This window comes from Micromonospora okii, from assembly GCF_020884795.1.
GTDB classification, from domain to species: Bacteria; Actinomycetota; Actinomycetes; order Mycobacteriales; family Micromonosporaceae; genus Micromonospora; species Micromonospora okii.
In genome coordinates, this window is the sequence record NZ_BBZF01000025.1 from 89,054 (window position 1) to 114,043 (window position 24,990).

A 24,990-nucleotide genomic window follows, 5' to 3' on the forward strand; every position below is an offset into this window, starting at 1 on the left:
CCGGGCCGGGCGCACCAGGTTCGGGCGCTGGTGGTCACCGGCGTGGCCGTGTCGAACGTCCGGGCGGCCGTGGGTGAGGTGCACGCGGCGATGCCCGTGCTGCGTGTGGAACTCGACACCAGCGCGGAGCCGCCCATGCTGCGCCGGCGCGACGACCTGCGGATGACGACGCACGATCTGCGCCATCTCCGCCCCGACGACGCGGTCCGGCAGGCCGTCACGCTGCTGGTCGCGGCGCGGGACTCGGCCACCGGTACCCACGTCCACGTACTGTCCCTCCCGGACGGGCGGACAGTGTTGGCGCTCGCCGCGCACCAGGCGGTGCTCGACGAGCGCTCTCTCTATCTCGTCCTCGGTGCGGTGGTAGAGGCGTGCCGCGGGCGGTTCCGTCCCGCCGTCCATCCGACACTGCCCGAGCTGCTGGCAGTGGATCCGCTGCCAGCCACCGGCTGGCACGCGCGTCGCGCCTGGTGGGCGCGGTGGCTCGACGGCATCCCGACCAGGTCCGCCCCGCTGCCGGAACGGACGGGGGAACGGCGCCGATTGCTGCTGCCCGCGGCGCAGCTCGACGCGTTGGGCGCCGCCGGTGGGATGCTCGGTGACCACGTGGCCCTCGGGGTGGCGGCGCTGGTCGTGCGGCTCCTGGACCGCCCGCCCCGCGCGGGCGTGTCCACCGTCCTGGACCTGCGGGACTACCTTGGGCTGGGGACCGTCGTCGGTGCGCTCACCGACCGGATCGTGTTTCGGGTCGATGCCGCCCCGCCCCACCCCTCCTTCCAGCAGTTGGCGCGTGCGGCCCAGGTGGGTCTGCTCCGGTCGGTCACGCACTACCTGCCGTACGGCGAACTGGTCGAACTCGCCACCAGGGACGGGCACGTCACGCTGGGCCGCACCGCCGAACCCTGGGATCTGCACGTGCACCTGTGCCGCAATCCCTCGGGCGTCCGACGAACCCGCGGGACCGAGCCGCTGGGTGTCGACGCGGCGCATTTCGCCGAGACCGAGTTGCTGGCGATCGGGGGTGCCGCCGCCGGGCTGGCGTGGGACGGGACGAACGTGGATCTGCATCTCGGCGACGAGAATGGAGCGATGTCGGTGACGGTGGACGTCAATAGTCGGTGCGGTCGATCGGTCGACGATCTGGTGGACCGGCTGACCCGTACGCTGGCCGTCGCGGCGGCCGACCCGACCGCCCCGCTCACCGTCGACGCCTATCGCAAAGGAGTGGCACCGTGACCGAGAACAGCGACGTGGACGATCAGCAGTACGCGGTCGTCGTCAACGACGAGGAGCAGTACTCGATCTGGCCGGTCAACCAGGAGCTGCCGTCGGGATGGCGGCGTACCGGCACGACCGGCGGCAAGGACGCCTGCCTGGCGCACATCGACGAGGTATGGACCGACATGCGGCCACTGACCCTCCGGCGGTGGATGGCCGAGCACGCCGACGACCCGGTCGAGGAGCTGGACCTCGACGACGATGGCCCGTCGCTGGTCGACCGGTTGTGCATCGGCTCGCATCCGGTGACGGTGAGCGTACGAACCGACGGGGAACCGTTGGCGGTCTTCGCCGAGGCCGTGGAGCGAGGGTACGTGCTGCTGCGCTTCTCCGACACCCAGGGCGGCACCGAGCTGGGTGTGAAGTTGGACCGGGACGCTACCCGGGCGGCCGCCGGCGACATCGCCGCCGGCGTCGGGGAGGTCCTTCTCGTCGGCAACCTCACCCTCGATTTCGAGGCGGTCCGTTGCCTGGCCCGGATCGACCTGGCGACGTTGTCCGGCCAGGGGAACCTGGAGCGCGTCGCCGGTGGCTGAGCCCGGGGTGGCCCGTCCCGTCGCACCCGACCGTGTCGGGCCGGTGCGACGGGCCTGCGTCTTCGCCCAGCTGCACCGGCCCGGGTTGGGTGACCTGGTGCAACGCAACATTCTGCTCGCGGTGCTGCGCCGGGCCCACCCCCACGCGATGATCACGCTTGTGGTCGGGCGCTCCCTGGCGGACCGCCACGGTGAACTGCTGCGCGGACACACCTACGCGGACGACCTGCTGTGCTGTCCCGATCCCCGGGACGGTGACGCGGGGCGGTGGCGACGGTTCGGCGGCGAGCTGGCTGGTCAGGGGTTCGACCTGTGTCTGGTGGATCCCGGCTCGTACCACCTGGATGCCACCCACGCCCGGGTGGCGGGAATCGCCACCCGGGTGGGTCTGCCCCGCGGTGACGGGGCCGACGGTGCGTTCACCGACCCCGTCACGCTGCCGCCGCCGTTGCTCGGCACCCCGGATCTGTACGACTACGCCCTCGGGTACGGCCGCGCCCTCGGCCTGCCCGCCCCGCTGCGGGCGGGTGAGGTCGTGCCGGCGTTTCCGCGGTACCCGGAGCCGGTGCCGGAACTGGCGGCGCCGGCACCGCGGATCGCGCTGCACCCCGGCGGCGAGCCGCACTGGAACCGCAGGTGGCCGCTGACCCGGTACGCCGCGCTCGCGGAGCGTCTGGTGGCACGTTTGGGCGCGAGCATCTACCTGCTCGGTGGAGCCGGAGAGGAGGCCGACCTCAGCGATCTGGCTGGCGCGCTGCGGGACAGGTGCCCCGGGGTGTTGGTCCACGTCGTCGCGGGAGCCGGGATCAACCGGATGGCCAACCTGCTCGCCGGGGTGTCGCTCCTGGTCGGTAACGACTCCGGCTACGCGCACGTGGCGGCGGCGGTCGGCACCCCGACCGTGGTGATCTACGGACCGACCGGCACGGAGCGCCTGTGGTCGCGGGTCTACCCGCGGCATCGGGGCGTCTCGCTGCATCGTCCCTGCCAGGCGATCACGCACGGCGTCGACGAGGTGGCGGACCGCCGGTGTGCCCACGAGTGCGTCGTGGAGTATCGCGGGTCGGGCGGTCCGTATCCGCGGTGTCTTCTCGACGTGAGCGTGTCTGCGGTCTGGACGGCGGTCGTCGGTCAACTGCACGGAGCCGGTACGACGATGTCGGGGGTGGCGGATGTCGGGTGAGCGGGGCAGGCCGACTCGCGTCCTCCTGTCGATCAACTTCAACCATGACGGATCCGGCGTGCTACTGGTGGACGGGCGGATCGCCGGCTACGTCACCACCGAACGTCGCTCGCGGCTCAAGAAGCATCCGGGTCTGCGCGATGACGACCTGGACGAACTGCTGGCGCAGGCAGGGCTACGGATCGACGACGTCGACCACGTGCTGCTGTGCAACCTGCACACGATGGACTCGCCCGACATCCCCACCCTGCACGGTGGGGACCTGAAGGAGACCTGGTTGCGGTTCTGGGTGAACCAGGACAACAGCCTGGTCGACCTGCGCGGGCGTCACATCCCGTGCACGGTCAATCCCGACCACCACCTCATCCACGCCGCCTGCGCGTACTTCACCTCACCGTACGAATCCGCGGTCGCGGTGGCGATCGACCCCACCGGATGCCGTTCCTTCGTCGGTCGGGACAACCGGCTGGTGCCGTTGCTGCACAACTTCGACGCCTGGTTCAACGCGAACGTGGCCTACACCGAGGCCGGTCGGCTCCTGTTCGGCTCCGGCATCCTCGGCGCCGGCAAGGTGATGGGGCTCGCCCCGTTCGGGCGGCCGGTCGCCCCGGTCGCCGCGGCGGTGCTGGACGGCCTGCGGAGCTTCCACGAGCTGGAGGAGTTGGCCGGGGCCGGGGCGTGCACGGTCACGGCCGGTGGTCGTCGGCTGAACGCCACGCTCGCCTACTACGTGCAGGTGGGCCTGGAACGGCAACTGACACGACTGTTCCGCGAGCTGCACGCCGCCAGCGTCCGGGCGAAGGTGGCGCCGGTCCTCTGCCTGGCCGGTGGCACCGCGCTCAACGCGGTCGGTACGGAGCTGGCCTTCGCCGCGTCCGCCTTCGAGGGACGACACCTGCATCCCGCATGTGGCGACGACGGCACGTCGATCGGGGCAGCACTCTGGTACTGGCACCACGTGCTCGGCAACCCCCGGCAGGGGTTCTCGGCCGCCGAGCTGATGTACGGGGTCCGGCAGTACACACCGCAACTCGTGCGCCGCGCCCTGGACCGTCACGCCGCTGACGTGGTGGTGGAGCGGGTCGACGACCACGCTGGGCGGGCCGCGGAGCTGATCGCCACCGGTGCCGTGGTGGGCTGGTTCGACGGCGCCGGCGAGATCGGGCCACGGGCGCTCGGGCACCGCAGCATCCTGGCCGATCCGCGTGACCCGGACATGCCCCGCAGGATCAACGCCGAGGTCAAGTTCCGGGAGGATTTCCGCCCCTTCGCCCCGGCGGTGCTTGTGGAGCGGGCGGGGGAGTGGTTCGGCGTCACTGACAGCCCGTTCATGCTCCGGGCCGTCCCGGTGCGGCGCCCCGACGTCCCGGCCGTGACGCATGTCGACGGTACCGCCCGGCTGCAGACCGTCGCGCCGGGCGACAATCCCTCGTTCCACACCCTCATCGCCGCGTTCGCCGACCGCACCGGCGTGCCGATGGTGTTGAACACGAGTCTCAACACGCGTGGGGAGCCGCTCGTGGAGACACCGGAGGACGCGCTACGTACTCTGCTCGGGTGTGGGCTGGATCACCTCGTCATGCCGCACCTGGTGATCAGCAAGAGGAGGCCCCGATGATCCCTTCCGGCGTGGTTGCGTCCCCCGCCGAGCTGATGGCCATCATCGCCGATGAGCTCGGCCCGCCGGTCGAACGACCGCTGGAAATCTACGTCCAGATTCCGTTCTGCGCGACCAAGTGCCACTTCTGCGACTGGGTGACGGACATCCCCGTACCGCGGTTGCGGGCTGGAGCGGACGGCCGGCGTCCATACCTGACCGCCCTCGTCGACCAGATCAGGTACTACGGGCCGCTGCTGACCCGCCTCGGCTACCGGCCCCACGTGATGTACTGGGGCGGGGGCACCCCCACCCGGCTCGATCCCGCGGAGATGCGGTTCGTCCGCGAGGCACTGGATGAGTCCCTGGATCTCTCGGGGCTGGTGCAGTGGTCCATGGAGACCACCCCGAACGACCTCAGCCCCGGCAAGCTCGACGCGATGCTGGAGTTGGGCGTCGACCGGATCAGTGTGGGGGTCCAGTCGCTGGCGGCGTCACAACTCCGCCGAGCGGGGCGGGGACACACCCGTGAGCAGGCCCTGGCCGCGCTGGAGTTGCTGCGCGACCGCGGGGTGCCGACCTTCAACGTCGACCTGATCAGTAGTTTCCCGACCGACAGCGGCCCGGTGGATCTGCTCGACACGCTGCGTGGCGTGCTGCCCCACGATCCACCGCACATCTCCGTCTACCCTTACCGGGCCACGCCCCAGACGGTGATGGCGATGCAGTTGGACCGCGAGGTGCTGCGGGCGTGGGACGTACCGGGAATGATTGACGCCTATGAGCGGGCGATGGCGCTGCTGAGCGACGTGGGCTACCACGAGTACTGCCACGGTTACTGGGTCCGCGACAGCGTCGACGAGGACGCCGACGGCAACTACAAGTACGACCTGGTCGGCGACAAGATCGGATTCGGCGTCGGCACCGAGTCGATCCTTGGCCACCACCTCCTGCTCAACGACAACGCCAGGTACGTCGAGTACCTGCGGGAGCCACGGGCCTTCTCGTTCGTGCAGCGCTTCTCGCTGGAGCGCCCGCAGCGGCTCACCGCCCTGGTCGGTGGTGCGCTGATGACGCGGGACGGGGTCCACTACGAGCGGTTCGAGCGGCTGACCGGCCTGCGTTTTGAGCAGCTGCGGCAGACCCCGCACTTCGCCTCCTGGCTGGCGCTGCTGCAGGAGTGCGGTGGGAGGTTCGTGGCGGATGCGGAGAGCTTCCGGATGGACCGGTCGGTGATCCACCGGGCCTACATCACGCACCTGGCGTACACGATGACGCACGGTCTGGCGCTCGGTCGTGGCTAGGCGCGACCGGACGGCCGCCGTGTCCCGCCGCCGGCTGCTTCCGGTGGGAGGCGGCGTCGCCGGTTGTGGCGACCGGGTGCCGGCGGGAACATCGGCCGTAGGACGTGGGGAGGTCCGGTTGTGACGACGACCCGGGGGCGGCCCGGCGAGGTCCGTGCCGCCTACGTGCAATTGGTGGACGCGTTGCTGGCGTCAGGTGACGCCGAAGCGGCGCACCGCTGCGCCGCGCTCGCCGTCGAGCAGGGCATCTGGCGGCACCCCATGCAACGCCCCCTGCACTACGTGCCGGACCTCACTCCCCGGGCGGTCCACGATCCGGCCGACTTCTGGTTCTGCGCCTACCTCGAGGAACACTTTCCGCTGATCCGGGCCGAGCTGGAAGCGGTCACCGAGCCGCGGGAATCCGGCTTCCTGCCGGTGGAGGAGCCGCTGCTCGCCGCGGGGCGGTGGGAGCAGGTGACGTTCTACGAGGCGGGCCAGCGGTTCGCTGACGCGTGCGCGCGGTTTCCGGTCACCGCCGCCGTTATCGAGGGCATTCCGGAGGCGACCGTGGCCGGGGCGGGGGTGGTGACACTGTCCTGGCTCTACCCCGGAACCCGGATCCTGCCGCACTGCGGCGGCTCGAACGGTCGATTGCGGGTGCATCTCGGGGTGCGGGTGCCCGAGGGTGCCCGGATGCGTGTCGGTGACGAGACGCTGACCTGGGCGGACGGGCGGTGCCTGGTCTTCGACGACTCGTTCGAGCACGAGGTGTGGCACGACGGCGACCACCCGCGCGTGGTGCTGCTGATGGATGTGAGCCACCCGGAGCTGGATGCGGGAGTGCGTTCGCGGATGCTGCGCGGTCGCGACTCGTTCGAGACCCGGGTCAGCAGATTCCTGCGGCAGCGCGGGATGCGCCGGGTGGAGGTCGACGGGAACGAGGTCCGTGCGGTGCTGGACGACGGGACTGCCAGCCAAGTGGTCAGGTACATGCGTGAGTCGGGGGGTCGCGCGGCGGAGCTGCGCGGCGACACTTTGGTGTTCGACGCCGGCGCATTCGCCGGCTCCGGGGAGGTGTGATGACCGAGTCGGCGTCGCTCGTCGACGGGACGGGCTGGACCGAGCTGCATCGGGCGGCGGGCCGCGGGGACGTCGCCCGGCTGCGTGACCTGCTGGCGGCGGGCGACGATCCCACCGAGCGTGGTTCGGACGGGCGTACCCCCTACCAGGTCGCCCTGGCCGCCGGGCACCGGGCAGCGGCTGCCCTGTTGCGTGACGAGGAGGACCGGCGGGCCACTGATGGCGCGGCGGACCGGCGCTGGCGTCCGTACTGCCGTGGCTACCGTCTGGCCGACCTGCGTGCCTTCTCCGGGTGGGCCGAGCCGGTCGGTCGGGACGGGGAACCGTTGCAGGACGGGGGCACAATCGTCTACCTGCACGACGACCTGAGGGTGACCCGGTCGGTCCATCCGGAGGAGGACGTGCTCCGCGACGGCCGGGACCCCGCCTGGCAGCGGTTCTGCCGGGAGGCGCTGGATTTCACGGTTCCGGACGAGCTCGACCTGCTGGATGCGGAGCGCGAAGGTTGCACCCCGCCACCGGCCCGCCCCGGGCTCGGGTGACCAGGACGTGCAGTCGGACGTCCTCGGCGTAGAACCGTCGGATGAGGGTGTGGTCGTGGTCGGACAGCAGCTCTCGGAGGCGCCGCGACAACGTCGGGTCCGACCGGTTGTCCCGGCGCAGGCCGTCGGGCAGCCCCACGTCGGCGGCGAGCGTGCGGTAGTCGTCCGCCAACCGCTCGAAACACAGCCAGCGGGTCACCGGCATGGTGGGCAGCAGGAAGGTGCTCTGCGGGGTCAGGTGCTGGTCCAGGGGTACGAATGTGCCGTCGCGCAGCCGTCGCAGGTGCTCGACGGTGAGATCCTCCGGCGGCCGGTGTGCCACGGTGATGGCGTACTCGGACATCGCCGAGATCCATCGGGAGACGGGGTCCCGGGTCACCGCGAAGACCGTGTACCCGGGCGGTACCGGCCGGGTACGGAAGGCGGTGGTGTAGCGGAAACCGGCCGACAGAAGCAGATGTGCCAGGCTCGAACTGGCGTTCTTCGGAATGTTCAAGAACAGCGCCCGGCGCGTCCCGTCGACGAATCCGCTGCCGAGCCGGTGGACGTGGTCGAACTGGTATCCGGGTGCCACGGGGGGCTCCGTCATCAGCGCTCCTGCCTCGCCGGGCCACCCCTGCGGACGGTACGGGCGGCTGCTCGTCGCGATTGTGCCTCAGCGTTGCTGGGCACGCGGCAAAAGTCCAGAGTGGAGTTGAGGTGAGGCGGCATGGGTGACGACGTAAGCGGGCTGTCGGGGAGTGGACTGGTGCCCCGGGCCATCGTGGAGCGTCTCCGGAAGCAGTTCGAGGGCCTGATCGCAAACCTGCACGGACAGGGGCTGGCGGAGGCCGCCTACCGGATCGCCGACGTCGCCGTTGCCGAAGGGCTCTTCCCGGAGCGCATGCACCGCCCCATCACGCAGCATCCGACCAGCGGCCGGGCGGCGTTCTTCGACTCGTCGAGGTTCTGGTTCACCGCCTACCTGGAGGAGCGCTGGGAACTGCTCCGCGCCGAACTCGACGCGGTGGTCGAGCCCGCCGCCGCCGGCTTCTCTAGCGCCGGCATGGTCGATGCCAGCGTCCGGGGCGGACGCTGGCACCAGCTCATGCTGTGGGACCGGGGACGGCGGTTCGACCGGGCGTGCGAGCTGCTGCCGGTGACCGCGGAGGTCCTGGCGGCGATCCCGGAGGTGACCGAGTACGGCAACGGCTTCGCCATGGTCTCCTGGCTGCAGCCCGGCGCCTGGATCACTCCGCACTGCGGCCCGACCAACTCGAAGGCTCGCACCCACCTCTGCCTGCGCTCAGATCCGAAGGCCTGGATCCGGGTGGGCGAGGAGAGGCGGTCGTGGCAGGAGGGGCGCTGCCTCGTCTTCGATGATTCGTTCGAGCATGAGGTCCGGCACGAGGGCTCCGCTGCGCGGGTGGTGCTCATCCTCGACACCCCCAATCCCTGTCTGCTTGACCGTGAACAGGTGCTGCGGCGCGATCAGGAGAGCTGGGCCGGCGAGATCGAGTCGTTCATGCGGGAGATGCGGTTGCACAGGATCGAACGCGACGGCGACGTCGTCCGGATGGCGTTCGACGAACCGATGGTGGAGTTCGTGCGGGCCTACCTGGACACGAGGGCGCTGGCCGCGGTGGAGTTGCAGCGCGACGGCTTGACCGTGACGCCGTCGCGGCACGCCACACCTCCTGGCTACGGGGCTTGACCATGACGAGACGGACCGTGACGGAGGGGACGGGTATGAATCCACCAGGGCTCGGTCAGGCGGTTCGTGCGTGGGCGCGAGCCCGACCCGACGCGCTCGCGGTGAACGAGCCCGGCATGGAACTGACGTACGGTGAGCTAACCCGGCGCGCTGCCGGCCTGCAACAGGCGTTGCTGGCCTGCGGTGTGACCCAGGGGGAGCGGGTCGCGCTCGCCGCCTACGGGCTGGCGGACGTGGCGGTCTGCCTGGTGGCGGTCGGCGACATCGGCGCCACGGCGTATCCGTTGGATCTGACCGCGGCCCTCGACGTACGGCTCGCCCACGCCGCGCCCGCGGCGGTGGTGCTGGCCGGTTATCCGTCCGGCGAGTGGTGCGCTGGGTACCCGGTGGTGCACTTGGACGAGGTGCCGTCGGATGGGGAGCCCTTGGAGGCGGCGTCCGGTGTGGCGGTGCTCGTGGACGAGGCGGCTTCGCCGGTGACGCGGCTGCTGGCAGCGGACCTGCTGCACCGCTCCTGCACCGCGTTCGCCGGGCGCCTCGCGCTGACTGCCGACGACCGCGTGATGGTGCTGAGCCTGCCGCACACGGACATTGCGGTGTTCGGCGTCGTCACGGCCCTGCTCGCCGGCAGCACCGCCGTCGCGCCCGGCCGACCGCTGACGGAGGGCGAGCGGCTGCACCGCCTTCTGGAGCGGTCCGCGACGAGCGTGCTGGTGGCCGCTCCCCGCGCGGTCTGCGTGCTGACCGACGTGGCCACCGCGCACGGCGGCCGGCTGCCCGGCCTGCGCGCCGTGGTGCTGCTTCGCGACCGGTGGCCGGCCCGGCTTCCGGCCGCGCTCCGGCGGATCACCTCGGGGGACACCACTCTGCTCGCCGACACGGGAGCCGCCGAGGGCGGGATCCTGGCCGAGCTGCGGGAGGTCGCCGGGGACGTCGACGGCGACCCGCCCGCATCGCCGGACGCCGCCACGACGGCCGAGGCGGTCGTCGAATCCTGGCCCGACGTGCGGATGGCGCGGCTGGTCGACAGCGACGACGGCGGTCCGGTCGTCTTCGTCGAGACCGTGACCGGCGCGACCGTCGACGCCGCCGGGCTCACCGCGCAGGTCGGACGCGCGACGGCGGGCCGGATCCGGCCGGTGCGGGTGGTGCACCTGTCGGCCCTGCCGCTGACGGACACCGGCGTGGTCGCCCTCGACCGGCTGCGGGCTCGGGCGGCGGCGGTCCTTCCCGGTGCGCCACCAGCCGGCGCCACGGCGGTACGGACCGCCGACGGTCTCAGTGCCGAGGGAGCCCGTGTTCTGGCCCGGGTCGCGGCCGGCCTCGGGGTCGCCGACCTGTCGCCGGACCACAGCTTCTTCGAGGTGGGAGCGACGTCCTTGGAGATCATCCGGGTGGTCGCGCAGTTGGAGGGCGAGTTGGGCGTGGAGTTCGACATCGACGAACTGCTCGACGCACCGTGCGTACGCACCCTCGTGCACCAGTACGAGGCGTTCCTCGGTCGGAGCGTCCCGGCGGACCGACGATGACCCGGCCGGACAGCACCGGCGGCGCCCGCACCGTCAGGAGGCCGACATGATCGTCGTGGGAGTCTCGGCGTTCTACCACGACTCCGCGTGTGCCGTGGTGGTCGACGGAGAGGTTGTCGCCGCCAGCCAGGAGGAGCGCTACACCCGCCGCAGGTTCGAACGCGGCGTGCCGATGTACGCGTACCGCTCCTGCCTTGAGCAGGCCGGCATCGGCCCGGGCGACATCGACATGGTCGCCTACTACGAGAACCCGACGAAGAAGCTCGGCCGGCAGCTGTGGATGCTGCTGGCGGATGGTGGAGACCGCGGTGTCGGCGAGCTGGACGCGATGCAGCCGGCCCGGGAGATCCGTGACCGCCTGGGCTACGACGGGCCGCTGGCTGTGGTGGACCACCACGAGGCGCACGCCGCCAGCGCCTTCTACTGTTCCGGATTCGACGAGGCGGCGCTGTTCACCGCCGACGCGGTGGGCGAATGGACCACCACCAGCTGCGGCGTGGGCTCCGCGAGCGGCGTCGAGTTGCGGCAGCAGGTGCCGTTCCCGCACTCGCTGGGGCTGCTCTACAGCACCGTCACCTCCTATCTCGGTTTCTCGGTCAACAGCGACGAGTACAAGGTGATGGGCCTGGCAGCGTACGGTCGGCCGCGCTATCTCGGCGCGCTGGCGCAGCTCGTGCTCAACAGCGCCGACGGCGACCTTCGACTCGACACCCGGTACTTCCGACTGCGGGCCGACGGGGCGATGTACACGGCGGCGCTGACCGACCTGCTCGGCCTGCCGCCGCGGCCGGTGCGCGCCCCGATCGAGGCCGTCCACCGCGACCTGGCGGCCAGCGTCCAGTTGCTGCTGGAGGAGTTGCTGCTCGAGAAGGTGCGGTACCTGCACGGCATCTACCCCTCCGACAACCTCTGCTATTCCGGCGGGGTGGCCCACAACTGCGTGGCGAATACCAAGCTGCGCCGCGGCGGCGGGTTCCGCAACTGGTACGTGCCGCCGGCGCCGGGAGATGCCGGCGGCGCGCTCGGCGCGGCGCTGCTCGTCCAGCACCGGGAGACCGGCGCCCGGCCGACGACGGCGCTGACCGATGCCCGCCTGGGCCCGTTCTGCGACGGGCGAGGAGCGGCGCGGGTACTGCACGCCGCGGCGGTTCCGTACGAGGACTTCGCCGGGCGCGAGGAGGCGCTGTTGGAGGCCACGGCCGACCTGCTGGCCGCAGGGACGGTGGTGGGATGGTGCCGGGGCCAAATGGAATTCGGTCCCCGGGCCCTGGGCAGCCGCTCCATCCTCGGCGACCCGCGCGACGCCGGCATGCGCGAGCGGATCAACCGGCTGGTCAAGAAGCGGGAGGAGTTCCGCCCCTTCGCTCCAGCGGTCGTCGCCGAGCGGGCCGGTGAGTTCTTCGACCTGGAGGTGCCCTCGCCGTTCATGCTCGAGGCGGTGGCGGTCCGGCCCGGCGCGGGGCTGCCCGCGGTGACGCACGTTGACGGGTCGGCCCGGGTGCAGACGGTGGAACGCGGGACGGACCCGCGCTTCCACTCGCTGCTCGAGCGCTTCGGCCGGCGTACCGGGGTTCCGGTGCTGCTGAACACCTCGTTCAACGTGCGTGGCGAGCCGATCGTGCGCGACGACGTCGACGCCCTCTCCTGCTTCGTACGGGCCGGCATCGACGTCCTCGTGGTCGGCGACCTGCTCGTCCGACAGGAGGACGTGCCCGGGGTGTGGCGCGAATATCTGGCCCGGGCCGGGAGTTACCACGACCGACTGGCGCACAACGACGCCTACTCGTTCTTCGTCTAGGAGCCGCGCGTGGAACCGCCGAGCGATCCGAGCTTCCTGTCCGACGCCCTGGCCCGGCTGCTGGCCGACGAGCGGGGCACGGCCACCGTCCGGGCTTTGCGCGAGGTCCAGCGTGCCGTCGCCGGAGCTGAGCAACGGCGTCGGGGCGGCGCTGCCGGCACCGCTCCGGACGCGGCGCGCCACCCGGCCGCGCCTCCCCTGCACGTGGGTGCCTGGCGGCTGGTCGACACCGAGCACGGGCGGGGACTCCGGCGCCGCGCAGAGTTGACCCCGGCCGAGCTTTCGGTCTGGGCCGACGTGGACGAGGTTCCGGGCAAGGGGGACGCGGCACGAGTGGTGCTGGTCGGCGAGTCCACCGCCCGGGGTTATCTGCTCGATCCGGTCACCAATCCGACCCGCGCACTGCAACGGCACCTCGACACCGTTGCGGATCGCCGCTTCCAGTGCCTGGACCTTGCCCGCACCAGCATCGACCTGCCCGACCTGCACCGACTGGTCCGCGCCAGCGGGCATCTCGACGCCGATCACCTGGTGGTCCTGGCCGGTAACAACTGGACGACCTGGGCGTACGAGCTGTCCGGACTCGGTGACGCGACGCGGCTCGCCGACGGGCTGCGCCGCGACGGCTATCCGGGCCTGCGGCGGGCGCTGTTTGACGAGGTGCTGAACCCCCGAATCGGCGCGTTCCTCGATGAGCTGCTGCGGCTGCGCGACCGTACCGGGGTCCAACCGTTGCTGGTCATTCCGGAGTTCAACCTGACCGGCTGGTCGCCGGTTGGCGGGTCCCGCTACGTCGACGTGCCGACGCTGCGCCCGGACGAGTTGCGCCGCTGGTACGACCTGCGCGCCCGCGCCGTCGCGGCGCTCGCCGCACAGCGCTGGACGGCTGTGCAGGGCGCCGCACGGGAGATGGTCGCACTCGACGGTGGCCTCAGCCCCGTGCCCGGCTACCTCCTCGGCCGAGCCCTCCTGGCAGCCGGTGACGCAGCGGCGGCGCGCCAGGCGTTCGAGCAGTCCCGCGACAGCCTCTGCGGCCTCATGGTCAAGTACCTGCCGCGGACGCCCCGGATGATCCAGGAACAGCTCGTGACCTTCTGCCGCGAGCACGATGTGCCCTCGGTCGACCTGCGCGTGACGCTGGCCCGTGCGGACCAGCCCGAGCTGCCGGACGAGCAGTGCTTCCTGGATTACTGCCACCTGAGCGACGTGGGTGTTGAACGGGCGATGGCAGAGGTCGCCGGGCGACTCACCGGGCGGACGGTGGTGCCCGGTGCGACCGACCCGACGGTCGGGGCGTGGCAGCGAGCGGTGAGTCTGGTGCTCGCCGCCACCTACAATGCCTTCTGCGGCCAGCCGGCCGAGACGGTGCGTCCGTACCTGCACCGGGCGGTCGAGGCGGATCCGGACATCGTCGACCTGCTGGCGTCGCTCGCGCGGCTGCTGTCCCGGCCCGGGCCGATGTGGTCCAGTCTGGACCTGCCCCGACTGGCCCGGGAACCGTCGGCCGCCGTGATGTTCGAGCGGCTGGGCGAGTACCGGCCGGACCAGTCCCGACTTTGGTTTCTCCGGCAGTGCCTCGCAGAGTTGCTCGCCGAACCCGCCGAGTCGGCCGTCGAAGTGGCGGAAGCGGCACCACCTTCCGAGGTCGAACTGCTCGACATCGCCACCACCCCCCTCGGCGGTGGTGCCGTGCTCAACTACACCGACCCGCGTTGCTACCTCCAGGCGAACGTGCCGACAACCGAGTTGCCGTTGGGATTGCCCCGGCCGGCCGCGGGCTGCCTACGGCTGGTGCACCGCTGCCGCGAGGCCGGGCCCGAGCCGGCGGTGGTCACCGTGAACGGCACGCCGGTCGGGCGGCTCGTCGCCGGCCGACAGTGGCGCACCACCGAGCTGGCGGTCGGCGCCGACGTGACCCGGGTCGGGCTGAACACCGTGCGGGTGGGCTGGCCGGTGCCAACGACGAGCCTCTCCGACCGCATCGATTCCGACGTCGCGGCCCTGGCCCGAGGTGCCGCGCCCTACGTGCTGCCGGTCTTCGGTGAGCTCTACAGCGTGCGGTTTGTGCCATACGCCGTCGAAGGGGAAGCATGAGCGACCACGTGCCCGGGTGGGTTCCGGCGTGACGGCGACGCTCGCCCGACGCGACGAATCCCGGTGGCTGCACAGCCTCGGGCGGCAGGACGCTCCGGTCGACCTGGTGTGCCTGCCGCACGCCGGTGCCGGCGCGTCCAGTTACCTGGGGTGGCGGCCGCTGCTGCCGCCGAACGTTTTGCTGCACGCTGTCCAGCTGCCCGGACGTGAGGACCGACGGTCGGAGCCGACCTGCCCTGATCTCGTTTCGGCGGCGGAGGCGATGGCGCCCTGGGTGGCCCGGGTGGCCGCCCGGAGGGTCTTCCTGTTCGGACATAGCATGGGCGGCCTGCTGGCCTACGAGCTTGCGGCGCAGCTGGAGGCATTGGGCCGCCCGGTGGTGCACGTGATCGTGTCGGGGTGCCTCCCGGCGGACGAGCCGGTGCGGCGCCGACGCATCGCGCACCTTGACGACGCCGGGTTCATGACGGCGATCGACCGGCTCGGCGGCATGCCTGGAGAGTTGTCCGCCGCCCCCCGGCTGCTGGCGCTGTTCCTGCCGACCCTGCGTGCCGACGTGGCGATGGCCGAGGGGTACCTGGCGGCGGCGCGGGGCCCGATCAGCTCGCCCATCACCGCCTTCGGCGGCGAGCGGGACGTCCTGGCGCCGTGGGCGGGGCTGCGGGAGTGGCGGCACCGCACCTCGTCGGGCTTCGCGGGGCGAATCTTCGCCGGCGCGCACTTCTTCGTCACCGAACGACGACCCGAGGTCGTGTCGGTGGTCCGGTCGATCATCGAGGGGACAGACGGATGAGTTCAGGCGGGTTCTTCGAGGGCCGGCGGGTGACGGTCACCGGCGGAGCGTCCTTCATCGGCTCGCACCTGAGTGCGGCGCTGCTGGCCGCGGGAGCCAGGGTGCGGGTGGCGGACGACTACTCCAGTGGGTCGCCGGCGAACCTGAGCCCCATCCTCGCGGACGTCGAGGCGCTCGAGCTCGACCTGCGCGACCCGGACGCGGCCCGCGCGGCCTGCGCCGGTGCCGAGTTGGTGTTCCACCTGGCCGCCGCGCACGGCGGTCGCGGCTACATCGACAGCCACCCGGTGCAGTGCGCCGAGAACCTGCTGCTCGACCAGGTGGTGCTGCGGGCCGCCCTACGCGCCGGGACCGGGAAGGTGGTGTTCGCCTCGTCGGCGTGTGTCTACCCGACGGGACTGCAGCGTGTGCCGGCACCGGACCGGAAGCTGCGTGAGGAGATGGTGGGGCCACCGTACGAGCCGGACGGCATGTACGGCATGGCCAAGCTCTGCGGGGAGCTGAGCCTGCGTAGCCTGGTGGCCGAACACGGCCTCGACGGTGTCATCTGCCGATACTTCACCGCGTATGGTCCGCGGTGCTCCGAGTCGCACGCGATCGTCGCGATGATCGCCCGGGCCTTCACCGGCGCCGACCCTTTCGAGGTGTGGGGCACCGGGGAGCAGGTGCGCACCTGGATCTACGTGGACGACGTGGTGCGCATGACCATGCTGGCCGCGCAGCGTCTGGGCGGGGGACAGGCGGTGAACGTGGCCACGGAGGAGCGGCACACCGTGCGGGAGGCAGCAGAGCTGGTGCTGCGAACGACCGGCCACCGGGCTCGAATCCGCACCAACCCGGACATGCCGACCGGACCGATGTACCGCAGCGCCGATGCCGCACTGGCGCGGAGGCTCCTCGGGTACACACCGCAGGTCGATCTCGCCGAAGGGGTACGGCGCACCGCCGAGTGGTACTACACGACCAGAGACCGTGACCTCACCGCTCGGCTGCTCGACCGGCTGGTGGTCGAGCGCGGCGGGGGCCGGGACGAACCATGGCGCGTTCAGGGCGACGACGGCGCCGTGGCGCCGTAACGCTTGAGCACGCCGGCCAGCGGCAGCCGTCGGCGACCCGCCAGCAGGTCTGCGTGGTCTGCGTGTAGTGCGACCCGGAGGTCGGCCATCTGCTGGAGTGCGTCGTCGGCGCGCTCGTCATCGGTAGCTGCCAGCACCGCCGCCCGGCGCGCCGCCACGGTGAGCCGATCCAGGCTGGCCCCCAGGGAGGAGGCCAGGGGCGGCACGTCGGGCGGGCCGTGCGGCAGCAACTGGCCGAGCGTACGGTCGATCGCCGACACCAGGGCGGCACGGCGGGCGTTGTATCCGTCGATCCGGCGTTTGAGCAGGCCGAGCCGGTGGACGTCGCCGATCGTCCGGGCCTCGTCCTCGAGCGCCCAGAGGACGCCGTTCACGTCATGCAGCTGACGGGTCAGTTCGATGGTGTCGGTGAGCCGGTCGGGTCCGTCGGCGCACAGCGCACGCAGCAGTTCGGTGGTGGGTGCGTCCGGCACGCTCACGGTGCCCCCATCGGGACCACCCGGCTCGGTAGCGTGACGGGGGCGCTGCGCCCCTCGTGCGATGCCAGGACCACGGCGGCGTCGGCGACCCGGGCGAGGATCGCGCCGATCGAGCGGTACGGGTGCCATTCCGGGCTCGGCAGGCCACCCCAGGTGACCATCGCCCGGAGGAGCACCGGGTCGACCGGCACCCAGACGCCGTCGACCGCTATCTCGGCCCAGAAGTGCTCCACCGCGAACGGCGGGGCGACGATCAGCCCGTAGGAGGAGCGAGCGGTCAGGCCCCGGCGCACCGCCTCCTGCACGAGCAGCCGGGAGGCCCCGGCGCAGTCGCTCAACCCGGTCGCCCGGATGAAGTCGACGTCGTAGCGGACCGCGGTGGGCAACATCATGAACTCCAGGTCCCGGGTTTCGTCCAGGACCGGGTGCGACTCCGGTGGGAGTTCCGGCCAGGCGTCCACGCAGGCGGCGGTCATCCGGAACGGTGGCTCGTCAGGACGGACGGTACGCTCGACGACCAGCCCATCCGGACCCACCAGCACCCAGTCGCAGGTCGGCGCGTGCCCCGGCTGCGGGCACCGCGCCTGGTACTGGACCTCGTAGCGCGCGGCGCCGTGGGTCCGGCGCAACGCGGCCGGCCAGAAGCGGCGGGCGGCCCTGGCGATCGCCCCGCTGCCGAGATGCAGCGCGCAGTTCGTCACGTCGTGGCGGTCGAAGTAGCGGATGCCGTTCAGGTGTCGGGTCGGCAGGCCGTGACCGACGAGCATGTCGAGGAGCGCGGGTCGGACCCGCAGGATGGCCGCCGCGTCCGCGGTGCTCAACCGGAACTCCCGCGCGTCGTCCGGGATCCGGCGCAACTTCTGGACGAGCGCGCCGGCCCGCTCGTCCAGGTCGCCACCGACCGACGATCCCGTCAGGTACATGTTGGCCCCTCACAGATCGCGCAGGTATTCCTCGACCGCCTCGGCAGTCGGCGGCGGCGCGCCGGACTCGGAGACCTTGCCGCAGACGTACGCCACCAGCTCGCCCACGTGGCCGATCGGCGGTGCGTCCTCTACGCTCATCGGTTCCAACTGGAAGAGATCCTCCAGCGCGAAGGAGAGCTCCACCAACCGAACCGAGTTGTAGCCGAGGTCGTCGACGAAGCGCTGGTCAAGCAGGACCTGCGCCACCGGCTCGGGGGCGAGGGCACCCACCAACCGGGTGATCAGGGCAGCCACCTCATCGACGGGTCCGCCGCCGGCTGTCGTCGGCCCGGTCATCGCCGCCCCGATACGCCGGTCGGCCGCATGAGGGCCAACTCGCGCAGATGCTCCCGAAGCCCGTCGGTGAGTAGCCCGAGCTTGTTGATGCTAGCCAGGACCTTCGAGAACATCAGCCGGCGGAAGTCGCGGAAGTCCGGGTCGGTGAGGGCGTACTCCACGCCGACGTCGACCGGGATTCCGACCCGATCCCACACCTCCTCCAGCCGAAAACGCCGTGACATCAACAGGGCCGCCTCCTTGAGGAATTCCTCTCGTTCGGCGCGCTCAGCGCCGCTGAGCTCGTCGTGGTAGCCACGCAGCGCCAGCATCCCGAACGCGACGTGGCGTGCCTCGTCGCGGGCCACCAGGCGGGTGATCTGACGGATGATCGGGTCGAAGGAGGCGGCGTGGCCGAGCCGGAAGATCGCCAGGGCCAGCCCTTCCACGATCACCTGCATGCCGAGATAGATGATGTCCCAACGGTGGTCGGTGGCGACGTCGGCGAGCAGGGACTCCAGCGCCGGATTCACCGGGTACGAGACGCCGAGGAGGTCGACGTATCGGGAGAAGGCCTCGACGTGGCGTGCCTCGTCGGCCATCTGGCTGGCCGCGTAGAGTTTTTCGTCGATGCTGGGCACCGTCTCGACCAGCCGGGCCGTGGCGAGCAGCGCGCCCTGCTCACCATGCAGGAACTGACTGCTCAACCAGGAGTGGTACTGCCACCGGTAGTCGTTCCACAGTCCGGGTGGCACCGGGCTGTCAAGAGGCCGGCGATTGCGCGCTCCGATGGTGTTCGGCAGGTCGTCGAGCGGCACCCCGAAATGCAGCTCGGGCGACCAGTCGATGTCGGTCGCGGCGTTCCACTGTGCCGCCTTGCCCTTCTCGTACAGCTCGCGTAGTTGCGGATCCCTGGTGCTGTAGTCCCAACTGAAGCGGGTGACCGCTCCGGTGCCGAGTTTCAGCGGACCGGCCATGTCAGGTTTCCCACCTCCGAAGGTCCCTCTCCGGTGCGCACCCTCGGCCGCCCGTGACGAACTGCTTCCCAGGAGACCTCACGCGACCCTCCCCGGGCATCGGCATGTGTCCCGCGTCGCGGGAACGGTGTGAGCCGCCGATCAGACCCACCGGTCCCGCCATGCTCCCAACGAGCCCTCCGATGTGTCAACATCACTGTGCGCCGATGTCGAGACGTGGTTGCCCTCGGTTTGGGCCTGACCTAGGGTCACTGGACCGGCGGTCGGTGCGGGCGCGCCGCGACCGGCGCCGCGTCCACCGTGTAGGAGGGGTGATGTCGGAGCTCGTGTCGGCGATACCCACCCTGGCCGCCACCGACGTGCCGTCCACGATGGCGTTCTGGGTGAACAGGCTCGGCTTCCGGGTTTCGTTCAGCGTCGACGGGTTCGCGGCCGTGGTACGGGACCGGGTCAAGCTCTACATCCGGGCGGGTTCGGCCGACGCGGTCGCGGAGACCTGGATCGCCGTGCGTGGGCTCGATGAACTGCATGCGGAGTGGTCGGGCCGCCTGCCGTGCCTCATCGAAGCCGGCGTGGAGCCGGGACTGAGCCCGATCGGTCGGCAGCTGTGGGGCAGGGAGTGCCTCCTGCGGGACCGGGCCGGAAACCTGATCCATGTCATCGAAGAGCCCGCGAGCTGAGGGTTCGGCTGCTCCGGCGGAAAGTGCCGACGGCGTGGGACGAAGGAGTGGCGACCATGATCATCGAGTCCCCGGTGGACACGCCGTCGGTCCCCTGGCATCCGCGGTACGAGCAGGTGCTGCGCGAGCACCTGCCCGACGCCGCCGCGACGCTGCGTGGGTCGGACAGCCTGTTCGACCTCGGCCTCGATTCGTTCGACATGGTCGAGCTCCTTGTCGCACTGGAAGCGGCGTTCGGGGTGATCTTCCCCGATGAGACCCTGACCGCGGACACCTTCGCCACGGTCGGCTCACTCTGGGCTGCCCTCGCCGAGCTGCTTCCCACTCCGCCCGACGGGCTCGCCGACAACTCGCCGCCCCGCGCGGACGATCGCTCCGGGGGACGCTGACGTGCCGCGACTGCAGTCCTACGACAACGGACTCGACTGCTTCGCCGACACCTACACGATGCTCCTGGCCGACCTCGGGTTGGACGCACGGGTCCTCGGCGAGGACTGGGGCTACCACTACGCCCGCGCAGCCGGAGAGCAACTGCCGTTCATGCAGATCCGGATAATGCGGCGGGCCTACGACGAGGCCATCCGACACTGGTACGGCATCGGCGAGCGGCGGATCAGCCACGGCAGCCTGGACGACATGTGGCGGCACCTCCAGCGCGTCGTCGCCAACGGCCGGTGCGTGGCCGTGCAGGTCGACACCTTCGCGTACCCCCATTCACTGTTCTACCAGCGCATCCACCACTTGCACCGGATCGTGGTCACCCACCTGCGGCCGGGGGAGGCGCACGTCGTCGATCAATTGCCGGGCCGGCCGTTCAACGGTTGGCTGCCGGCGGCCACCCTGGACGCCGCGGTGTCCACCGAGGCGCTGTCGGCGCGGTTCTCACCGGTCGGCGGCGCGCGATGCACGGTCGACCTGCCGCGTCCGGTGGCCGTGACGCCGTCCGAACCGGCACGGCTGCGCGCTGCTCTGAACGAGACGGTTGTCCGCTACCTCAACGGGAACGGGACCGACCCGCCCGGCTGGTGGGCCGCCCAGCAGTTCCTGGCGGACGTCGAGCGGTACGCGGGCGTCGTGACGGTGGTCGAGGACCGGGTAGTCGCGCACGGGGTGAACTTCCTCGGATCGCTGGCCAAGCAGCGCCGCCAGAACCGGCTGTTCCTCGATTTCGTCGGGGACCAGATCGGCGTCGACCTCGGGCCGTCTGCCACGCGGTTCCAGCAATTCTCCGAGCAGTTGGACAAGCTGCGCGCGGTGTTCTTCTTCGGTGCCTCCGCCGGCCGGCCCCCGGCGGATTTCGTCGGCCGGGTCGTCGCCCGGTTGCGTGAACTGCTCGCCGCCGAGCGCCAGGCTGTGCGGGAGCTCGCCGCGGCGGTGCGTTGAGTAGCTACCGGGCTTGCTCCTGGGGCGACCTGCCCGCGGCCCGGTCGGCCAACCGTCGCCGGTCCACCTTTCCGTTACCCGTCAGCGGCAGCTCGGCGATGGCCTCGATGCGAGCCGGCACCATGTAGCGGGGCAGCCGCAGCCGCAGGGCCTGGCGTACCTCGCGGGGGTCGACGTCGGAGCCCGTGCAGAAGGCGTGCAGCCGCCGGCGGTCGGCCGTCGGAACCACCACCGCCTCCTCGATCCCGTGGTGGGAGCGCAGCGCGGCCTCCACCTCGCCCAGCTCGACCCGGGCGCCGCCGAGCTGCACCTGCTGGTCGAGTCGCTCCAGGTGCACCCAGGTGCCGGCCTCTCGGCGGACCCGGTCGCCGGTGCGGTACCACGCCCGCGAGGGCATCCGGCCCCGGGCCGCGTCCGTTCCACTCCCGTCGTCGAAGACGAAACTGTCGGCGTTGTCGGTCCGGTCCATGTAGCCGTCGAAGCGCTGGACACCGCGTACCCACAGCTCCCCGTCGGTGGCGACATCTCCACTAGCGTCCACCACCCGGCTCTCCAGGTGCGGATAGACCTCGCCGATCGGTACCGTCCCGTTGCTGGTCTCCGGCCATCGGGAGGCGTCGGCCGGCACCCTATAGCCGGCGCAGGCCACTGTGAGCTCGGTGGGGCCGTAGACGTTCTCCACGCGCGACCCGGGCGCGGCCCGGGACCAGGCCCGCGCCTGACCCCAGGTCAGCTGGTCCCCGATGAACATCGACCATCGCAGCCCGGGCATGGACGCCGGGGGCAGTCCGTCCACGAACGTCGCGAGGGTGACCGCCGAGGGCACAGAGAACCAGTGGGTGACGCCCCGCTGGCGCACGTACCGCGCCGGGCGGACGAGCTCATTTCCGTTGACCGCCACCACCGTGGCTCCCGACACCCAGGCCGCGAAGAGGTCGAACACCGACGGGTCGAACACCAGGTCGAACGTCTGGGACAGGCGGCTCTCCGGCCCGATCTCGAAACGTTCGACGCTGTGGGTCAGATACGCCAGCGCACTGCGGTGTGTGATCGGCACTCCCTTCGGGGTGCCTGAGCTGCCGGAGGTGAAGAGCACGTACGCGGGATCGTCCGGGCCGGCCGGGTCGGCGTCGCCGTTGCTCAGCCGCCGGTGGGTGACCGCCACGGACAGGTCGAGCACGGGTATCCCGCCCTGCCGCAGCGCCCGGACCAACTGCGGGGCGGCGGCCTCGGCCGCCAGTACGGTCGCCACGCCGGCGGTGGAGGCCATTGCCATCGATCGTTGGACGGGGTGCTCGGGGTCCAGCGGCACGACGGTCGAGCCGCAGCGCAGCGCGGCGAGATACCCCGCGAAGGTCAGGGCCCCGCGTCCGGCGCACAGGCCGACCGGTTGCCCACGGCCACCGGCCCGGACCAGGGCTTTGCCGATGGCGCCCGCCGCCGCCCACAGTTGTGCGTAGGTCAGCACGGATGATCCGCAGTCGACGGCGATCCGGTCCCCGAAGCGCCGCACCGCAGCCTCGACCAGCTCAGTCAAAGTCGTGCCGGAGAGCGTCCACTGGGTCAACGTCGGCCGCCCCTGATCGGGATCATCGGCCCGGTGGTTCGAGACGGCCGGCGGGCGGTCGTCGAAGGCTCGCTGGCTCCGCCGGTCGACGGCGCGGTCGCCGGTTGGCGACCCACCGAGCGCACGGTCACCGGGGTCATGCTCCACATTGTGCACGACCTAACTCGACATCGCCGGTGCTATCGTGATCAAAGCTTGCATTCGCTGCCGGACCGCCGACCGCGGAGGACGAGATGGGTGAAGCCAGGGTGACCCGCGCACCGCTGACCCACAGCCAGGCGGAGATGTGGCGTGACACCCTCGAGACCCCGGTCGAGTACGCCCACCTGTGGAACCTGGTACGTCCGGTGTCGTTGCCAGACGGCGTCGGTCTGGACGAGATCGCCTCGGCCCTGCACCTCATGGTGTCCCGCCACCAGAGCCTACGGACGACAGTGGATGTCGGCGACGACGGGGAGTCCGTGCAGGTCATCCATCCGCCGGCCGGCGTCGATTTCGTGGTGCGCGAGGTGCCGGCCGTCGCCGACGACGTGTTGGACGAGCAGATCGCCGCCGCCACAGCCCAGCACATTGACATCCGCCGCGCACTGCCGTGCCGAGCCACCGTCCTCACCGTCCAGGACAGTCCGCGGCACCTCCTGCTCGTCGTGCACCATATGGCGGCCACGCTGCGGACCCTCGCGGTGGCCGTCGATGACTTCCTGCGGCACCTCAGTTCCATCCGGGGCGACGTCGAATGGGACGGGCTCCCGGTGCCGATGCAGCCCGTCGACCGGGCCACCCGCGAACGGTCCGTGGCCGGGCTGCGCATCGCCGAACGGTGTGCCCGGCAGCGGTTGGACACCTTGCTGCGGCTGCCGAACACCTCGTTCCCGTACTTCCGTGAGCCGGTGCGCGGGGCGCGGACGGTTGCGGTCCACATGTGGTCGCGGGCGCTCGCGGTGGCGCTCCAGGAGGTCCGTCGCCGGCTGGGCGTCTCCGGCGCTGCGGTGCTGTTCGGCGCGTGCAACGTGCTCATCGGCGCGTTTACCGGGCACCGTCTCGGGTGGGAGATGATCCTGGACAAGGGCCCGCTGAGTCGGGCCCGACCGCTGGTGGAGTTCAACGTGGCGAACGCACACGTAATCTTCGACCCGGCGGGGCGGGCGAGCGTCGTGGACGTGGTGCGGGCCGTCTGGACCGAGTGCATGGTGGCGCTGCGGCACGCGCACTACGACCCGCACCTCGTGCTTGAAGGCCGAGCCGACGTCTACCGGCGGCGGAACACACGAGTGCAGCCAGAATTGTGCTTCAACTACGCGGTCGAGAGCATGGATCCGGACGGAGCCGGCGGCCCGCCGTCCGGGTCTGCTCGTGCGCTGCTCAGCGACACCCGGCTGTACCCGCGTGACGAGGGTCCGCCGATCGGATACGTCGCGGTGATGGTCCGACCGGCGTTCGAGCAGCGCGGGCGCTCGGTGGCCGACAGCGGCATCGACCTGAACCTCGTCGGGGTCTCCGTCACCGCCGACACCACGCTGATCCCGACGGCCGACATCAACCGCATCCTGCTCGGCGTGGAACAGCTGGTCTGCCGACTGGCCGAGCAGGACGACATCCCACTCTCCGCCGTCGCCGCCGCCGTTCAGGAGCACGACTGGCCCCGGCAGCCCGACTGGGCGCGGCTGTCCGGCGACCGATGGGTAGACCTCGAGGCCACCGGCCGGCTGCTGCGCGGCCACCCGCAGATCGTCGACGGTCGACTGACCGTCGACGACCCCGGCGGCGTGCTGGTGGCGCACGTACGGACCCGCGGGCCGCATCCGGACGCGTCGCAGCTGCGCGAGTACTGCCTGAGTCGGCTGGACGAGCCCGGTGTCGTCGTGCCCGACCAGTTCGTCTGTTCTGCGGATAGCGGAACGGGTCCGCCGGAACCGTCTCCCGGAGCGGAGCCAATGGCGGCCGTCGACGTTCTGGTCGAGGCGATCGCCCGAGCCAACCGGCTCTCCGCCGTCGACCCGGCGCTGGACTATGTCGCCGCGGGTGGCCGGGCCCGGTTTGTTCCCGCCATCCAGCGAAGGCTCCTCGTCCTCGGCTGGCAAGGGCTTCGCTCCGACGATCTGTTCAGTCCCAAGCCGATCCGGCAGGTGGCGGCCGGCCTGGACCGGATCGCGGTCGAGGCCGCTACCTGAGCGGAGC

22 protein-coding genes and 1 pseudogene are annotated in these 24,990 nt (G+C 71.2%); 17 read left to right on the top strand and 6 right to left on the bottom strand.

What is annotated here, in order from left to right; genetic code table 11:
• The first annotated feature begins 30 nt into the window (after positions 1-30).
• The 7 genes and pseudogenes from LPU43_RS24410 (at position 31) to LPU43_RS24440 (ending at position 7,502) form a co-directional block, all read left to right on the top strand.
• Positions 31-1,236 carry a condensation domain-containing protein gene (locus LPU43_RS24410; RefSeq protein WP_229402857.1) on the top strand — a complete coding sequence of 402 codons (1,206 nt, stop codon included), beginning with the start codon at positions 31-33 and terminating at the stop codon, positions 1,234-1,236.
• Positions 1,233-1,436, top strand: a pseudogene (locus tag LPU43_RS24415) (MbtH family protein); the annotation flags it as partial. The gene LPU43_RS24410 and the pseudogene LPU43_RS24415, both read left to right, overlap by 4 nt.
• Before the next feature lie 475 nt (positions 1,437-1,911).
• Positions 1,912-2,997 (top strand): glycosyltransferase family 9 protein, encoded by a 1,086-nt coding sequence (locus LPU43_RS24420; protein ID WP_229402858.1) that lies wholly within the window; start codon positions 1,912-1,914, stop codon positions 2,995-2,997.
• 58 nt (positions 2,998-3,055) lie between these two features.
• The gene (locus LPU43_RS24425) at positions 3,056-4,615 is read left to right on the top strand and encodes a carbamoyltransferase C-terminal domain-containing protein (RefSeq protein WP_229402859.1); all 1,560 of its coding nucleotides are present in this window, start codon (positions 3,056-3,058) and stop codon (positions 4,613-4,615) included.
• On the top strand, positions 4,612-5,898 hold the full coding sequence (locus tag LPU43_RS24430) for a radical SAM protein (RefSeq protein ID WP_229402860.1): 1,287 nt from the start codon (positions 4,612-4,614) through the stop codon (positions 5,896-5,898). Before LPU43_RS24425 ends, LPU43_RS24430 begins: the two co-directional genes overlap by 4 nt.
• Positions 5,899-6,018: 120 nt before the next feature.
• Positions 6,019-6,960, top strand: a complete 942-nt coding sequence (locus LPU43_RS24435; protein WP_229402861.1) for an aspartyl/asparaginyl beta-hydroxylase domain-containing protein — start codon at positions 6,019-6,021, stop codon at positions 6,958-6,960.
• Complete coding sequence (locus LPU43_RS24440; protein ID WP_229402862.1) at positions 6,960-7,502, top strand: ankyrin repeat domain-containing protein; 543 nt, start codon at positions 6,960-6,962, stop codon at positions 7,500-7,502. Before LPU43_RS24435 ends, LPU43_RS24440 begins: the two co-directional genes overlap by 1 nt.
• Here the strand turns inward: LPU43_RS24440 and LPU43_RS24445 are convergent.
• A complete protein-coding gene (locus tag LPU43_RS24445; protein ID WP_229402863.1) occupies positions 7,420-8,091 on the bottom strand; it encodes a hypothetical protein in 672 nt (223 codons plus the stop codon). The two genes, LPU43_RS24440 and LPU43_RS24445, sit on opposite strands and share 83 nt — an antisense overlap.
• A 120-nt stretch (positions 8,092-8,211) precedes the next feature.
• Here LPU43_RS24445 and LPU43_RS24450 point away from each other — a divergent pair, with 120 nt between their 5' ends.
• The 6 genes from LPU43_RS24450 (at position 8,212) to LPU43_RS24475 (ending at position 16,485) form a co-directional block, all read left to right on the top strand.
• Positions 8,212-9,195 (top strand): aspartyl/asparaginyl beta-hydroxylase domain-containing protein, encoded by a 984-nt coding sequence (locus LPU43_RS24450; protein WP_229402864.1) that lies wholly within the window; start codon positions 8,212-8,214, stop codon positions 9,193-9,195.
• A gap of 35 nt (positions 9,196-9,230) precedes the next feature.
• A complete protein-coding gene (locus tag LPU43_RS24455; protein ID WP_305075009.1) occupies positions 9,231-10,724 on the top strand; it encodes a non-ribosomal peptide synthetase in 1,494 nt (497 codons plus the stop codon).
• A gap of 46 nt (positions 10,725-10,770) precedes the next feature.
• A complete protein-coding gene (locus LPU43_RS24460; RefSeq protein WP_229402866.1) occupies positions 10,771-12,522 on the top strand; it encodes a carbamoyltransferase family protein in 1,752 nt (583 codons plus the stop codon).
• Between the two features lie 264 nt (positions 12,523-12,786).
• Entirely contained in the window at positions 12,787-14,616 is a 1,830-nt protein-coding gene (locus LPU43_RS24465) for a hypothetical protein (RefSeq protein WP_229402867.1), read from the top strand.
• A gap of 28 nt (positions 14,617-14,644) precedes the next feature.
• Positions 14,645-15,409 carry a thioesterase II family protein gene (locus tag LPU43_RS24470; RefSeq protein WP_229402868.1) on the top strand — a complete coding sequence of 255 codons (765 nt, stop codon included), beginning with the start codon at positions 14,645-14,647 and terminating at the stop codon, positions 15,407-15,409.
• The gene (locus LPU43_RS24475) at positions 15,406-16,485 is read left to right on the top strand and encodes an NAD-dependent epimerase/dehydratase family protein (protein ID WP_229402869.1); all 1,080 of its coding nucleotides are present in this window, start codon (positions 15,406-15,408) and stop codon (positions 16,483-16,485) included. Before LPU43_RS24470 ends, LPU43_RS24475 begins: the two co-directional genes overlap by 4 nt.
• On the opposite strand, the gene LPU43_RS24480 is transcribed toward LPU43_RS24475, so the two are convergent.
• From LPU43_RS24480 to LPU43_RS24495, 4 genes are read right to left on the bottom strand one after another with little or no spacing between them, the layout of a single operon-like run.
• Entirely contained in the window at positions 16,455-16,964 is a 510-nt protein-coding gene (locus LPU43_RS24480) for a DUF4254 domain-containing protein (protein WP_229402870.1), read from the bottom strand. The genes LPU43_RS24475 and LPU43_RS24480 overlap by 31 nt on opposite strands.
• The gene (locus LPU43_RS24485) at positions 16,961-17,887 is read right to left on the bottom strand and encodes a transglutaminase-like domain-containing protein (protein WP_229402871.1); all 927 of its coding nucleotides are present in this window, start codon (positions 17,885-17,887) and stop codon (positions 16,961-16,963) included. Before LPU43_RS24485 ends, LPU43_RS24480 begins: the two co-directional genes overlap by 4 nt.
• A gap of 9 nt (positions 17,888-17,896) precedes the next feature.
• The gene (locus LPU43_RS24490; RefSeq protein WP_229402872.1) at positions 17,897-18,184 is read right to left on the bottom strand and encodes an acyl carrier protein; all 288 of its coding nucleotides are present in this window, start codon (positions 18,182-18,184) and stop codon (positions 17,897-17,899) included.
• 38 nt (positions 18,185-18,222) lie between these two features.
• Entirely contained in the window at positions 18,223-19,182 is a 960-nt protein-coding gene (locus LPU43_RS24495; protein WP_229402873.1) for a ferritin-like domain-containing protein, read from the bottom strand.
• 314 nt (positions 19,183-19,496) lie between these two features.
• On the opposite strand from LPU43_RS24495, the gene LPU43_RS24500 reads away from it, so the two are divergent.
• Genes LPU43_RS24500 through LPU43_RS24510 form a run of 3 tightly spaced genes read left to right on the top strand, consistent with a single transcriptional unit; the run spans position 19,497 to position 21,245 of the window.
• Positions 19,497-19,862, top strand: a complete 366-nt coding sequence (locus LPU43_RS24500) for a VOC family protein (protein WP_229402874.1) — start codon at positions 19,497-19,499, stop codon at positions 19,860-19,862.
• A gap of 56 nt (positions 19,863-19,918) precedes the next feature.
• Positions 19,919-20,251: a phosphopantetheine-binding protein gene (locus tag LPU43_RS24505; protein WP_229402875.1), complete on the top strand. Its 333-nt coding sequence runs from the start codon at positions 19,919-19,921 to the stop codon at positions 20,249-20,251.
• A 1-nt stretch (position 20,252) separates the two neighbouring features.
• Entirely contained in the window at positions 20,253-21,245 is a 993-nt protein-coding gene (locus LPU43_RS24510; protein ID WP_229402876.1) for a BtrH N-terminal domain-containing protein, read from the top strand.
• Positions 21,246-21,249: 4 nt separating this feature from the next.
• Here the strand turns inward: LPU43_RS24510 and LPU43_RS24515 are convergent, their stop codons facing one another.
• A complete protein-coding gene (locus tag LPU43_RS24515; RefSeq protein ID WP_229402877.1) occupies positions 21,250-22,812 on the bottom strand; it encodes an AMP-binding protein in 1,563 nt (520 codons plus the stop codon).
• A gap of 233 nt (positions 22,813-23,045) precedes the next feature.
• Here LPU43_RS24515 and LPU43_RS24520 point away from each other — a divergent pair, with 233 nt between their 5' ends.
• Positions 23,046-24,983 (top strand): condensation domain-containing protein, encoded by a 1,938-nt coding sequence (locus LPU43_RS24520; protein ID WP_229402878.1) that lies wholly within the window; start codon positions 23,046-23,048, stop codon positions 24,981-24,983.
• The last annotated feature ends 7 nt before the right edge of the window (positions 24,984-24,990 follow it).